Annotated in this window: 13 protein-coding genes; 6 read left to right on the plus strand and 7 right to left on the minus strand. The window is 68.8% G+C overall.

Annotated elements, in window-relative coordinates:
• The 7 genes from QN206_12290 to QN206_12320 all read right to left on the minus strand — a co-directional run.
• The coding region (locus tag QN206_12290) for a tripartite tricarboxylate transporter permease (protein MDR7615585.1) at window positions 1-584 on the minus strand (584 nt) is incomplete at its 3' end.
• A gap of 8 nt (window positions 585-592) precedes the next feature.
• On the minus strand, window positions 593-1,048 hold the full coding sequence (locus QN206_12295; GenBank protein ID MDR7615586.1) for a tripartite tricarboxylate transporter TctB family protein: 456 nt from the start codon (window positions 1,046-1,048) through the stop codon (window positions 593-595).
• A 64-nt stretch (window positions 1,049-1,112) separates the two neighbouring features.
• Entirely contained in the window at window positions 1,113-2,093 is a 981-nt protein-coding gene (locus QN206_12300; protein ID MDR7615587.1) for a tripartite tricarboxylate transporter substrate binding protein, read from the minus strand.
• Window positions 2,094-2,165: 72 nt separating this feature from the next.
• The gene (locus tag QN206_12305; GenBank protein ID MDR7615588.1) at window positions 2,166-3,449 is read right to left on the minus strand and encodes a TRAP transporter large permease; all 1,284 of its coding nucleotides are present in this window, start codon (window positions 3,447-3,449) and stop codon (window positions 2,166-2,168) included.
• The gene (locus QN206_12310) at window positions 3,446-3,916 is read right to left on the minus strand and encodes a TRAP transporter small permease (protein MDR7615589.1); all 471 of its coding nucleotides are present in this window, start codon (window positions 3,914-3,916) and stop codon (window positions 3,446-3,448) included. Before QN206_12310 ends, QN206_12305 begins: the two co-directional genes overlap by 4 nt.
• 53 nt (window positions 3,917-3,969) lie before the next feature.
• On the minus strand, window positions 3,970-4,947 hold the full coding sequence (locus QN206_12315; protein MDR7615590.1) for a sialic acid TRAP transporter substrate-binding protein SiaP: 978 nt from the start codon (window positions 4,945-4,947) through the stop codon (window positions 3,970-3,972).
• A gap of 81 nt (window positions 4,948-5,028) precedes the next feature.
• On the minus strand, window positions 5,029-6,204 hold the full coding sequence (locus QN206_12320; protein MDR7615591.1) for a LacI family DNA-binding transcriptional regulator: 1,176 nt from the start codon (window positions 6,202-6,204) through the stop codon (window positions 5,029-5,031).
• Window positions 6,205-6,217: 13 nt separating this feature from the next.
• Here QN206_12320 and QN206_12325 point away from each other — a divergent pair, with 13 nt between their 5' ends.
• The 6 genes from QN206_12325 (at window position 6,218) to QN206_12350 (ending at window position 13,418) form a co-directional block, all read left to right on the plus strand.
• Window positions 6,218-7,675 (plus strand): L-fucose/L-arabinose isomerase family protein, encoded by a 1,458-nt coding sequence (locus QN206_12325; protein MDR7615592.1) that lies wholly within the window; start codon window positions 6,218-6,220, stop codon window positions 7,673-7,675.
• Between the two features lie 3 nt (window positions 7,676-7,678).
• The gene (locus QN206_12330; protein MDR7615593.1) at window positions 7,679-9,328 is read left to right on the plus strand and encodes a ribulokinase; all 1,650 of its coding nucleotides are present in this window, start codon (window positions 7,679-7,681) and stop codon (window positions 9,326-9,328) included.
• A gap of 7 nt (window positions 9,329-9,335) precedes the next feature.
• Complete coding sequence (locus tag QN206_12335; protein MDR7615594.1) at window positions 9,336-10,628, plus strand: ABC transporter substrate-binding protein; 1,293 nt, start codon at window positions 9,336-9,338, stop codon at window positions 10,626-10,628.
• Window positions 10,612-11,571 (plus strand): sugar ABC transporter permease, encoded by a 960-nt coding sequence (locus tag QN206_12340; GenBank protein MDR7615595.1) that lies wholly within the window; start codon window positions 10,612-10,614, stop codon window positions 11,569-11,571. The genes QN206_12335 and QN206_12340 overlap by 17 nt, the downstream gene beginning before the upstream one ends.
• Window positions 11,568-12,386, plus strand: a complete 819-nt coding sequence (locus QN206_12345; protein ID MDR7615596.1) for a carbohydrate ABC transporter permease — start codon at window positions 11,568-11,570, stop codon at window positions 12,384-12,386. The genes QN206_12340 and QN206_12345 overlap by 4 nt, the downstream gene beginning before the upstream one ends.
• Window positions 12,387-12,455: 69 nt before the next feature.
• Complete coding sequence (locus QN206_12350) at window positions 12,456-13,418, plus strand: sialidase family protein (protein MDR7615597.1); 963 nt, start codon at window positions 12,456-12,458, stop codon at window positions 13,416-13,418.
• The last annotated feature ends 493 nt before the right edge of the window (window positions 13,419-13,911 follow it).

Consider the following 13,911-nt stretch of genomic DNA (forward strand, 5'->3'; position numbering starts at 1 on the left):
GGGATCCCGAACGTGAAACGTGGGAACCCGAGGGTAATGTCGATGCCCACCGTGGCCAGGAGGAGCCCCAGCGTGACGGAGGCCGCGCCCTTGGCCGGAGATGCGGAAGCGACGAACGCGGTACTGCTGAGTCCCAGGACGGCCAGCCAGAAGTACTCGTAACTGCTGAACCCCAGGGCAAACTCTGCGAGGACGGGAGCGCCCACCATGAGGGCTACCGCTCCCAGGAGTCCACCGAAGCTCGAAGCGAGGACGTCCACTCCCAGTACCAACCGGCCCTGGCCCTGTCGCGTCAGAGCGTAGGAGTCGCTCACGTAAGCGGCCGACGCAGGCGTGCCGGGCATCCGGACCAGTGCAGCGGGGATGTCGCCGGCGAAGATCCCCATGGCCTGGAGGGTGACGATAGCCGCGAGGGCGGAGACCGGGTCCAAAAACATGGCGAAGGGGACAAACAGTGCGACCGCCATGGTGACAGTGAGCCCGGGAATCGCGCCGACGAACAGTCCGTACAGCGCCGCAACCAGGATCACGGCCAGAACCTGGGGCTGAAACAGCAGGAGGAGGGCACGGGCCACAGCGTCCATGGCGGCCATCAACTCAGCAGGCCGGGGGGCAGGGGCACCCGCAGGAGCCGGCCGAAGAGCAGGTACAGGCCCACCGCGAGCCCGAAGGCGACAGGAACTGCCCGAGCGAGGCTGACACCAAGCCTGGCCATGAGTAAGGTCAGTAGGATGCCCACCGTGGGGACGAACCCGAGCCGGTTCACGACGGCGATGTAGACCACCACCGCCACCACCGCCTCTGCCGCGTGGAGGAGTCCCCTGCGCTCGTACCCGCGGCCTGCCTCCGCAGTCGGGCCCCGGGCGCCCCACACGACCGCGATCCCGCAGGCCACCAGCAGCAGCCCCAGAATCTGGGGGAACAGCCCGGGGCCCGGATAGCCTCCGGCAAGGCGGGGAAACGCAGAGCCCGCGGCCGCCGCGTAAACACCCGCCGCCGCCAGCACCACTCCCGCGGCCGCCTCCCCTAACCGCACCGCGCGACGCACCTGCCGGGCCGCACCGAGGTGCCTGGAACGCCCCGTGCTTCTGCCGCCACCTGTCCCCTCGTTCCTAGCGGGTGACGAACCCACCCTCCCTCAGGAGCTTGCCGTTCTTCACGTGTTCCTTGGCCAAAAACCTCGAGAACTCCTGGGAGTTCTTGTAGTCGAACCAGAACCCGCTGGTCCGGATGAACTCGGCGAACTCCGGCGAGCGCACCGCCCGGCCTACTGCGGCGTCCAGCGCCGCAGCCACGGAGTCGGGAATCCCTTTGGGGGCCGCGAGCCCTGCCCATCCTCCGATCTCGAAGTCCACGCCGAGTTCCTTCAAGGTGGGTACGTTCGGCAGGGGCGGCCACCGCCGGTCGGCCATCACCGCCAGGACCCGGGCCCGGCCTGCCTGCACGAGGGGCAGAGCCTCCGCGGGGCTGCAGGTGCAGATGTCCACACCGCCCGCGACCAGCTCCTGCAGCGCTGCCGCCGCGCCGGCGCTGGGCACCCACTTGACGTGGTCAGGGGTCAGCCCCGCGGCCAGCAGCCAACCGACCCGGGCCAAGTCCCAGATGCCGCCGGCGGCAGTCCCGGAGGCCTTCAAGCGCCCCGGATTCGCCCGCACGTACGCCACGAGCTCCCGGTACGTCTTCCAGGGCGCGTCAGCCCGGACGGTGATGCCCGCCCGGTTGTTGATGAGCAGCGCGATGGGCCTGTAGTCGGCAAAAGTGAGGTGCGTCAGGCCCAGCCAGCTCATCATCGTGATCTCGATGGTGATCATGCCCAACGTGTGGCCGTCCGCCTCCGCGGTGGCCGTGGCCATGTGGCCCACCACGCCACCTCCCCCAGTGCGGTTTACGACACCTACCGGGTAGCGGAATTCCTTCTCCAGGACCACCGCGAGGGCTCGGGCCGTCCGGTCGGTTCCCCCGCCCGGAGACCATGGGACGATGATGGTGAGCGGCTTCGTAGGATACGCCACCGCCACCCCCGTCGTCACCCACCCGATCGCGACCGCGACGACCAGCACGCGCAGCCAGCCTTCCGCCTGCACCTTTCTCACCGGCCATCACCTCCGTTATTGTGGTAACGTTCTCTTGACTCCCGCAATGTGGCCCTTGATGTGTCCGAGCCCTCACGATGGTCCCAGCACGAGCCGGGGCAAGAAGAGCACCAGGTCAGGCCATACGGTGATCAGAAGGAGAACGACGACCAGCGGGACCAGGAACGGTGCGGTCGAGCGCACCACCGCTTCGAAGGGCAGCTCCGCTACCCGGGAGACCACGAACAGCACGATCCCAACCGGTGGGGTGAGCGTCCCGACCATGAGGTTCAGGACCATCACCACCCCGAAGTGCACCGGGTCGATCCCTAGCAACTTCGCGGCCGGGAGCAGGACCGGGGTCAGGATGATGATGGCCGCAAGAGCCTCAAGGAAGCAGCCCACCAGCAACAGGAAGAGGTTGACCGCCAGCAGGAACGCGAGGGGGCTCGGGGATAGGCTGACCAGCCAGGCGGCCAGGTGCTGCGGGACCTGGGCCCGGGCCAGTACGAAGGCGAACAGGGAGGAGGTCATCACGAGGATCAGGATGACCCCGTTGGCCTCCACCGTGTCCAGGAACAGCCGGGGAAGATCCCGCACCCTCAGCTCCCGGTGGATCACCAGGCCTAGGAGCAACGCGTATGCGGCGGCCACAGCACCGGCTTCCGTAGGGGTGAACGCGCCGCTCAGCATGCCGCCGAGCAGGATGGCGGGCGTTGCGAGGGAGGGAAGCGCTGCCCACGTGCGGGCCGCCACGGTACGCACCGTCAACAGGGGGTGGCGCGGGTAGCCGCGGCGCCGGCTGACCCACGCAAGCTGCACCATGAGGGCTCCCGCCATCAGCAACCCCGGCACCACGCCGCCCAGAAACAGCCGGCCGATGGACGCGTCCGCGGTGACCGCGTACACCAGCATGGGCACGCTCGGCGGGATGATGGGGCCGATGGTGGCGCTGGCCGCAGTGACCGCGGCTGCAAAGTCCCGCTCGTACCCTTCGTCCGTCATCGCCTTGATCTCGATGGCGCCGAGCCCGACCGCGTCTGCCACCGCAGACCCGGACATCCCCGCGAAGATCACGCTGCCGACCACGTTCACGTGCGCGAGTCCGCCCCTGAGCCAGCCCACCAGGCACTCCGCGAACTTGTAGATCCGGTCGGTCACCCCGGAGGTGTTCATCAGCATGCCCGCCAGCATGAAGAAGGGGGCCGCGAGGAGGGTGAAGGAGTTGGCCGCAGCCGTGACCCGCTGGGGAACCGCCAGGAGCACATCCCCCTGGGCCCACAGGTAAAGAGTTGAGGCAAGCCCCAGGGTGACGAACAGCGGGAGTCCGAGGGCGACCAGCAGAAGCCAGACGACGAAGAAGATCCCCGCGCTCACCGGTCCCTGGCCTCCGTACCATGCCTGCGCAACGCGTCCCACGCGTACAGAAAAACGAGGGCGCTTGAGAGCACCGCGGCCGCGTAGATGACCGACCACGGTAAGGGAAAGGTAATGGCCAAGGTGCTGTGGGACAGCCAGGCGAGCTTGGTGCCCTGCACCACCAGCACACCTGAGAAGGCCGCCGTGCCCAGCAACCCGAGCCGGTACACCCACGCGCGGGCGGGAAGCGGCAAGCGATCCGCCAGGGCCCCGATCCGGACGTGTGTGCCACGCCGGAAGGCCGAGGCGGCCCCCAGGTAGCAGGTCCAGATGTACAGGTAGCGGGCCGCCTCCTCCGTCCACACGAGCGGCCGGCCGAGGCCGTAACGGAACAGCACCTGCGCGAGGATCACCACAAAGATGGCGAACAGCAACACGGCCCCGAGCCACGAGGCGGCGCGGTGGACGACCTCCGCCGCCGGCACGGAACGGATCCGGCGGGAAGGCATCCATCGGACCGGACTCGGCCGCGTCAACTTCAGCGGGTGTTCACGATCCGCTGGAACAGTCCTGGACCCCACTGTGCCTCGAACTGCTTCGGCAGGCTCTCCAGAACCGGCCGCCGGAAGGAGTCCACGTCCGGCTGGATGACCTCCATGCCCAGCTGGCGGAACTTGTCTAGCAGCGTGCGCTCCCGATTCAGGATCTCCTGGTTGTGCCACGCCACGGCTTCCTCGATGGCCTCTACGAGGGCGCGCTGGGCCGGCCGGCCCAAGGCCCGCCACGTGCGCTCGTTGATGAGGATGAGCCGGGGCGTGAGGATGTGGCCCGTGAGGACCACGTACTTCTGGACCTCGTACAGCTTTGCTGCGTCGATGGTCGGCAAGGGGTTCTCCTGGCCCTCCACCACGTTCTGGCGCAAGGCCAGGTACAGCTCCCCGAAGGGGATAGGGGTGGGCTTGGCGCCCCACGCGCGGGCCATGGCGACGAACACCTCATTCTCCGGTACCCGCAGCTTGAACTCGCGGAGGTCCGCTACCGTCCGTACGGGCTTCCGGGTGGTGGTCAAGTGGCGCACTCCATAGTAGGTGGCCGCGAGGATGCGGACCCCGCGCTTCTCGATGAAAGCCCGGGAGAGCTCCTCCGCGATGGGGCTCTTCATGACCGCGCGCAGGTGTGCCTCGTCACGCCACGCGTAGGGGGCCTCAAGGGCTCCCAGGGGAGGGAAGAACTGGCTGATGGCGGCTGCGCCCTCCGTGGTGAGCTGCTGGGTACCGACGATGACGTTCTCGATCTGGTCCCGGGTGGTGCCCAGCTGGCCCGCGGGGAAGACTTGGATCCGCACGTGCCCCTGAGTCCGCTGGGACACGCTCCGCGCGATGCGTTCGACCATTTGAACCGAAGGATGGTCTGGCGGGAGGACCTCGCCCCACCGCAGCACCATGACGGCGCCCGCGGGCACACCCCACAGGAGCCCCGTGAGCGCCAGGGCTATGCCGAATGCGCGCCGAACCATGTTCCCACCCCCGGGGAAAAATGTGAGAACGTTTGCATACTACCACGAGCGTCCGGGCTGTTCAAGGGGGTCCGGTGCCCCCTACGGACCCGGTGGGATTGAAAGCGTGGGGTCGCCGCGCGAGCCTGTGGGGTTGACGTGGGCCAAGCGCGCGCCGCAGGACTCGCGGACGACCAGACGGGGAGGGAGGACCACCAGGCGGGGCGGACGGAACGGATCCTGCAGGCGGCCCAGGAGGAGGGTGGCGGCAGTCTTGCCGAGGTCGAAGGTGGGCTGGGCTACCGCGGTTAGAGGCGGTGTCAGGATGGGCGCCCAGTCCATGTCGTCGAACCCCACCACGGCGATGTCGTCCGGGATCCGGACCCCCGCCTGCTTGAACCACAGGAGCGCACCGATGGTCATCAGGTTGTTCGCCACGAACACCGCGGTCGGGCGTGGCGAACTCTCGAAGAGCCGGGCGGCCAGGCGGTACCCGCTGTCGACTTTGAAGGTCCCCTCCAGGAGCCAGGACTCGACCAGCGGGAGCCCGAGCCGCCGCAGGGCGTCGCGGAAGGCGCGCGTACGCTCCCGACCGGTGTACAGACGGCCGGGCCCCCCGATGAGGGCGATGCGTCGGTGGCCCAGCCGCACCAAGTGCTCGACCGCCGCGAACACCCCCGCCCGGTTGTCCACCACGACCGCGTCGGTGGCGAGCCCCCGCACCCGGCGATCCACTTGCACCACCGGGATCCCCGCGGCCAGCAGGCCCGCCAGGGCGCCAGGGGACTCGCCGGAGGGCGAGACGATGATCCCGTCCACCCGTTTCTGGCGGAGCATGCTCACGTACATGGCCTCCTTCCGGGGGTCCTCGTCTGCGTTGCACAGGAGGATCCCGTAGCCGTAGGGGAGGGCCACGTCTTCGACGCCGCGGACCACCGCGGCGAAGAAGGGGTTGGAGCTGTCCGACACCACAACCCCGAGGGTGTGGGTCCGCCCCTTGATCATGCTCCGCGCCACGGCGTTCGGGTGGTAGTCCAGGGCGCGGGCCGCCCGGAGCACCCGCTCGCGGGTGGCGGGGCTCACGTACCCGTAGCCCCCCAGGGCCCGGGCCGCCGTGGACACCGACACCCGCGCCCGGCGGGCGACGTCGCGGAGGGTAACGGCACCCTTCCTCACATCCACGGAAATTCGCGGGGGTCCCGTCGAGTCCTTTCGGGCCCTCTGGGAAGAGGAATTCGGTTCCAGGCGACGAAAGCCGACTTGTGGAAACGTTGTCACAAGGAGGTACGGGATGGCAGCCCCCAGGGTGGGTATCCTGAGCTTTTCCGACGGGCGGGAACACGTCCACCGCGAGGTGGCAGGGATCGTGGAGGGGTTCCAGGAGCGCCTGGCGAACCGGCTGCGGGCGGCCGGGTGGACCGTCGTCACGGGCCGCGAGGTGGTGTGGACGGTGGACCTCGCCCGCAGCGAGGCCCGCTACCTGGCCGCCCAGGGGGTGGAGGCCACCGTGTTCAACTACGCGGTGTGGGCCTGGCCCCACTTCTCGGCGGTGGCGGCCAACTTCGCGCCGGCCCCCATCCTCCTGTTCTCCAACGTCAACCCTCAGTACCCGGGGCTGGTGGCCATGCTGGCGGCCGCCGGCAGCCTGGACCAGGTCGGCGTTTTCTGCGGCCGGGTGTCGGGGGACGTGGGCGACGAGGCCGTGTTCCGGAAGGTGATGGCCTTTCTGCGGGCTGCGGCGGTGAAGAACCGGCTCCGGGGGGAGGTGTACGGCCTCATCGGCGGTCGGTCCATGGGCATGTACACCGCGGTCCCGGCCCTGGACCAGTGGCGCCGCGACTTCGGCGTCGATATCGAGCACATCGACCAGTTCGAGATCGTCCGCCGCGCGGAGCGCATCCCGGACAGCCGGGTGGAGGAAGGGGTCCGGTGGTGGGAACGGCACGGCGCCACCATCCACTACGACGGCCGAAAACTGACCCCGGAGCTCCTGCGCCGCCAGCTCAAGGCCTACCTGGCGGTACGCGAGCTGGTGGACGAGTGGCGGCTGGATTTCTGTGGGATCAAGGGCCAGCCGGAGCTCACGAACCACTTCGCCACCATGGACGTACCGGAGGCGTTGCTGAACGACCCTTACGACTGGGAGGGGCCCCACGAGCCCATCGTGTGCGCCACTGAAGCGGACAGCGACGGAGCCCTGACCATGGAGGTGCTCAAGCACCTCAGCGGGACGCCCGTGCTGTTTGCCGACGTGCGGCACTACGACGCGGCGGACGACGTGTGGGACCTGTGCAACTCGGGACAGCACGCCACGTACTTCGCGGCCCGGTCCTTCGACCCCGCGGACAACCTGCCTCGGGTGCACCTGTACCCGGCCATCCTGTACTTCCCCGCGGGCGGAGCCTCCGTCATGCACGTGGCGGCTCCCGGTCCGGTGACCCTCGCCCGTCTGGCCCGCCGCAACGGGCGGTACTGGATGGCCATCGTGCCGGGGGAGTTCGTGGAGTTCCCCGCGGAGGTGACGGAACGGAAGGTCAGGGCTACCACCCCCGAGTGGCCGCACGCGTTCGCACGGTTCCGGGTCCAACCGGACGTGTTCCTGTCGGAGTACGACTCCAACCACATCCACGGGGTGTACGGCGACTGGGTCGCGGAGCTCGTGTGGTTCTGCCGGATGTGCGGGATTGAGGCGCGGGTGTTCGACGGCCGGGTCCGGTCGTCGGAAGAGGTGCAGGTCGGAGCAGGGTAGGCGATGGAGCCGCTGACGATCGGGCTGGACTTCGGGACCGAGTCCGCCCGCGGCGTGTTGGTCCGGTGTTCCGACGGAGCGGTGGTGGCCACTGCCACCTTCGCCTACCCACACGGCGTCCTGGACCGAACCCTTCCGGGCACGGGTGCGGAACTACCTCCCGAGTGGGCGCTGCAGCACCCCCAGGACTGGCTGGAGGCGCTGGAAACGCTCCTGCGGGCGCTGGCAGCCCCCGACGTGGTCGGGATCGGAGTGGACTTCACCTCCTGCACGGTGCTGCCCACGGACCCCGACGGGGTGCCCTTGTGCTCCATGCCTGAGTACCGGGCGGAGCCCCACGCCTGGCCCAAGCTGTGGAAGCACCACGCGGCGCAGGCGTACGCAGACCGCATCAACGCTGCCGCCGCTCGGCCTGAGGCGGGCTTCCTCCGCTGGTACGGCGGTAAGACCTCCAGCGAGTGGCTGTGGGCCAAGGGCTGGGAGGTGCTCGCGGAAGCGGCCTGGGTCATGCGGGGGGCAGCCCGCTGGATCGAGGCGGGGGACTGGGTCGTGTGGCAGCTGGTGGGGCGGGAAGTCCGCAGCGCCTGCCAGGCAGGGTACAAGGCGCACTGGCAGAAAGGGGAAGGTTATCCGCCCGCGAGCTTTTGGGCTGCCCTGGATCCGGAGCTCCCCACGCTCCTGGACCGCCTCAGCCCCCCTCAGCCGCTGGGGACCGCAGCAGGACGCCTGACCGAGGAGTGGGCACGGCGAACGGGTCTGCGGCCGGACACCCGGGTGGCCGTGGCCGTGATCGACGCGCACGCCGCCGTACCCGGCGTAGGCGTGCGCGAGCCGGGCCGTCTGGTGGCCATCCTCGGAACGTCCGCGTGCCACCTAATGCTGAGCCCCCGCCGCCGGGAGGTGCGCGGGATCGCCGGCGTGGTGGAGGACGGGATCCTGCCCGGGTGGTTCGGCTACGAAGCCGGCCAGGCCTCTGTGGGCGACATCTTCCAGTGGTTCGTCCGCACGAGCGTGCCCGCCTCGTGGGGGGCCACGGAGGCGGAGGTGTTCGCGGCGCTGGAAACGCAAGCGGCGCAGTTGCGGCCTGGCGAAAGCGGCCTCCTCGCCTTGGACTGGTGGAACGGGTGCCGTACGCCGCTGGTCGACGCGGACCTGTCGGGTCTGGTGGTGGGCCTCACCCTGCGTACCGAGCCGCCGGAGGTGTACCGGGCCCTGCTGGAAGCCAGCGCCTTCGGCACCCGCCGGGTGGTGGAGACCTTCGAAGCCGGAGGTGTCGAGATCCGGGAGGTGGTGGCGTGTGGAGGGCTGGCGGAGCGCAACGCCCTCCTTCTTCAGATCCTCGCAGACGTGCTGGGCCGCGAGGTGGTGGCTTCCGAGGTCCGCCACGCCTCGGCGGTCGGCGCGGCCATCTACGCCGCGGCAGCCGCCGGGGTGTACGGCTCGGTGGAGGAGGCGGTAGCGCGCATGGGGGCCCGGGGCGGGACACGCTACCTCCCGGACCCGTCGGCACACCGGGTCTACGGTGCCCTGTATACGGACTACGTCGAACTGGCGCGCCACTTCGGGGAGGGAGGGACCGACCTCATGAAACGGCTCCGAGCACGCCGGGGGGCTTCTCGTCGTGCCGAGCCGGAGACTCGAGAAGGGAGGTGACCTAGGGATGGAGGTTGGAGTCAGCCGTCGGGAGTTCCTGAGGATGGCGGTGGGGGCTGCGCTATCCGCCTGTGCGGGGTTCGGCCGACCCGCTTGGGCGCAGAAGCGGCCTGTGGTCCTGGACTTTTACACGCTGTTCCATAGCGGCGACGCCGCGGCGATGGAGATGATCGTGCGGAAGTTCAACGCGGAGCACCGGGACGTCCAGATCAACCTGCTACAGGGCCAGTGGGCGGAGTACTACGCACAGCTCTTCGCCGCCGTGGGGGCCGGGAACGCGCCCCACATCGGCATCTGCCACACGAGCCGGGTGATGGACGTCTACCGGGCCCTGACGCCGCTGGAGGAGTCTCGGGCGGGCAACCTGCTGGAGATGGCCCGGATCCGTGGCTCCGAGTACACGCGGAGTGTGTGGGACGCGGGCGTTTACCAGGGGAAGCGGTACCTGGTCCCCCTGGACTCCCACATGTGGGGGCTGTGGTACAACAAAGATCTGTTCCGGCAGGCAGGCTTGGATCCCGATCGGCCGCCCGAAACCCGGGAGGAGTTCGAGCGGGCATGCGAGGCCATCCGCAGCCGGACCGGGCGCATGGCCTTCCACCCGTGCGAGGACGCGCTGCCCCGGAAGGTCCGGCGGGCGTGGGAGATCCTCTTCTGGGGGCAGGGGGGCGAGTTGCTGACGCCCGACGGCCGGCGGGCGGCGTTCAACGACGAGCGGGGGCTGCGGGCCCTGGACTACCTGGTCGCCCTCAGCCGGCGCGGCTGGCACCAGCCGGGCACGGACGGGTTCAAGCTGTTCGCGGCGGGTCAGGTCGGAATGCTTTTGGCGGGGAACTGGTACCTGCCCACCGCGAAGGGCAGCGGGGTCAACTTCGGATTCCACTACGTGCCGAAGTTCTTCGACCGTCCGGTGACCTGGGGGGACAGCCACAACCTGGTGATCCCGCGCCAGCGGCCGGAGCGCACGAGCAACGAGGTCCTGGTGGAAGCGATCCGCACGATCAAGTGGATCAACGAGAACTCGCACCTGTGGGGCATCCACGGCGGTCACATCCCTGCTTACCTGCCCGCACAGCGGTCCCGGGAATTGCTGGAGTCCGACTCCTGGAGGCTCGCCTTGCGGAAATTCTCCGAGATGGCCAACCGAGGGTGGGTGCACTACCCGGTGATCCACCCGAAGGCGCCGCAGATCCATGCGGCCATCGAGCCGGCGGTGCAGGAGGCCTACAACCTGCGGATGTCTCCCCGTGAGGCCCTGGCTCGGGCAGAGGCGGAAGTGAACCGTGTCCTGGCGAGCTAGGACGGTGTGGGACCGGGTACGGGCCGGGGCCCCTGCGGAGGCCTCGGCCCGCGTACCCTCCCGAGGCCTCCGTCGGTTGCTCCGGGCGGGAGAGGTGGTGCTGTTCCTGGCGCCGTTTGCAGCTTTCTGGCTGCTGTTCCGCCTGGGTCCCGTACTGTACGGCGTCGGCATCAGCCTCTACCGATGGGACCCGCTCGGCGACGTCCAGTTCGTGGGGGTGAGCAACTACCTGAGGCTTGCGGCGGACCGTCGGTTCTGGAACGCCCTGCGGAACACCCTCGCCTTCGCCGCCCTGACCGTGCCCGGGATCCTGGCATTGGGCGTCGGGCTGGCGCTGACGCTGTTTACGTACCGGGGCCGCCCCGCGACGCGGTGGGTGGAAGCGGCCTTCTTCTTCCCGTATCTTCTCAACGTGTCCGTGGTCGGTCTGGTCTGGCGGTGGCTGCTGGATCCGGACTTCGGGGCAGTGCTCCTGGCCCTGCGGAGCCTGGGCCTACGGCCGCCCGTCTTTCTCAATGAGCCGGCCTGGGCCCTGCCGTCCATCGCGTTCGCCACCGCGTGGTGGCTGGCCGGGTACCGCATGGTCATCTTCCGGGCTGCCCTGGAGGACATCCCGGAGGAGATCTTCGACGCGGCGAAGGTGGACGGTGCTACGGGATGGCGCCTCCTTCGATCGGTGCTGCTCCCGCTCCTGAAACCAGCAGCGCTGTTCGCCTTGGTCCTGACGGGGATCTCCGGGTTCATCGTGTTCGGCCAGGTCCTCATCATGACTGCGGGAGGACCGGGCCGGGCGTCCGAGGTCTTGGCCCTGTACCTGTACCGGTTTGGCTTTGAGTACCTGGAGATGGGGCAGGCCGCCGCGGTGGGGGTCGTGATCTTTGCCCTGATCCTCTCCCTCACGCTGCTGTCCTTCCGGTGGCTGGGATACGGGAGCGCGGGGTGAACGTTCGGGGCTTGGCACGGGCAGGGATCGTCCTGGCGGCGTTGGCGGCGATGCTGTGGCTGGCGCCCGTCTTGTGGATGTTCGCGACGGCGGTGAAACCGACACCTCACATCTTCGCGCTTCCCCCCGTGTGGGTCCCGTCCGTCGTGGTGTGGGACCACTTGAGCGGGGTGCTCACCAAATGGCCGTTCCTCCGGTGGGTATGGAACAGCGGGGTGGTCGCCACCGCCACCACGGTCCTGTCGACCGTCGTCTCCGTGCCAGCGGCCTTCGCCTTCTCCCGGCTCCAGTGGCGGGGCCGGGACGCCGTCTTCCTGATTTTTCTTTCCTCCATGCTCATCCCCCTGGAGGTGAACGTCATCCCCCTCTACTTCCTCATGAACCGACTGCAGTTGCTGAACACGTACCCCGGAGTGTTCCTGCCCATCGTGGGGATGCCGGTCGGAGTCTTTTTGCTCCGTCAGTTTTTCCTGAACATTCCGCAGGAGCTGGACGACGCCGCCCGGGTGGACGGGGCCGGCAGCTGGCGGATCCTGCTCTCGGTCATCTTGCCGCTCAGCGGGCCTGCCCTCGCGGCTCTCGCCATCTACATGTTCGTATTCTCTTGGAACGAGTTTTTCTGGTCCATGATCGCGCTCTCGTCGCCTCGGATGTTCACGCTCCCGATCGGGTTGCGCGCCCTGCAGGGGGCGTACGACATCGACTACGGGGTCCTCATGGCCGGGGCTTCCCTCGCCACGGTGCCGGCGGTGTTGGTTTTCTTGCTGCTGCAGCGGCACATCATCCGCGGGGTTACGTTGACCGCGTTCCGTTAAGGAAAGGAGGTCCGGTCACGGGGTGACGGCTGCGTCCAGAAGCGGCGGACTGCTCTGCGGAGGGCGGCCGTGCGGGTGTTGAGTCGTCTGGAGGTGACGAACCCGCTTCCCACCGCCTTTTGCCACGGAGCCACCCTCCTACCAGTCGGGGACCGGCTCCTGGCGGCGTGGTTCGGAGGCACGCGGGAGGGTGAGCCTGACGCCTCCGTCTACCTCGCGCGCCTGGAGCCGCAGCGGGGCGTGTGGTCCGCCCCGGAGCTGGTGGCGCCTGCAGACGGGCAACCGTGCGGGAACCCCGTGCTGTTCGAGGGCCACGCGGGGGTTCTGTGGCTCGTGTACTTCCGCGTGGACGGCCGGTGGTGCGTGGATGGCCGACCGCACGCCCGGGTGTCCTTCGACGGAGGACACACGTGGTCCCCGGAGGTCCGACTGTTGGACCGCCCGGGGGTCCTGACGAAGAACAAGCCGATCCGCGTCGGGGAAGAGCTGCTCCTTCCCGTTTACGACGAACGCGCGTGGACCGTAGGTGTGGCGAGGCTACGCGGTCCAGAACATCACATGGACTGGGAGTTTGACGAGCTCACGGTGGGTGCCGGCACTGGGGTGCCGATGATTCAAGGGACTTTGGTCGAGGTGGGCTCCGGCGAGCTGCTGATGCTGATGCGGACCAAGGAGGGGCGGATCTGGGGTTGCCGCAGTAGGGACGCTGGCCGGACTTGGTCGGATCCCGCGCCTACCTCACTGCCGAACCCCAACGCTGGGGTGGACGCCGTCCGGCTGCCTGACGGGCGGCTCTGGTTGGTGTACAACCATACTGACCGCGGCCGAGACCCCATGGTATGGGAATGGCGGTACCCTCTGTCGCTGGCGGAGAGCCGGGACGGCGGTGCGACCTGGACCCGGGTGTGGGACCTGGAGGCCGGCCCTGGCGAGTACTCGTACCCGGCCGTGGTCGTGGACTCGCAGGGCAGGGTGCACGTCGCCTACACGGCCCTGCGGCAGGCCATCCGCCACGTCGTCCTGGACCCGTAGGGAAATCCGGGCCAGCCCGTCTTGGGAGGAAAGGGCCCCATGTGACGCGTCTTCATCCGAAGCCGTAGCTTGATCTTGGTCTGGATTCCGTCGGTATACGCGCTGGTTGCGCGGTGGCGGTGGCAGGTAAGCCGCTCGGCATAGTCAGCGTGCTGGAGGATAGGAGGAGGCGGCCTCCAGCAGGCGTGGGCACGGCCGGGGCCGGGGGCAGTAGAAGGCCCGCAGCCGCTCTCTGGCCCAGTAGCAGTGTGGCCGTGTGAGTATGGCCGGCAGGCGGGAGGTACCCTCGAAAAGTGTGGAAAAGCGAGGGCGGTGTACCCTCCTCCTAGAGGAAAAACCTGGGCTGGAAGGCCCGGAAAGGAGGAGAGCCACCGCTCAAGTCCAGCGGACCACGTCAAGGAGCCTGACGTCAAGCCCCACCTGGGAGGGGCTGCACCCATGAACCCCGGGAGGCGATCCAGAAGCTGCTCCAGGCGGCTCTGGAGGCAGAGGT

This window comes from Armatimonadota bacterium (assembly GCA_031460175.1).
GTDB classification, from domain to species: domain Bacteria; phylum Sysuimicrobiota; class Sysuimicrobiia; order Sysuimicrobiales; family Sysuimicrobiaceae; genus Sysuimicrobium; species Sysuimicrobium tengchongense.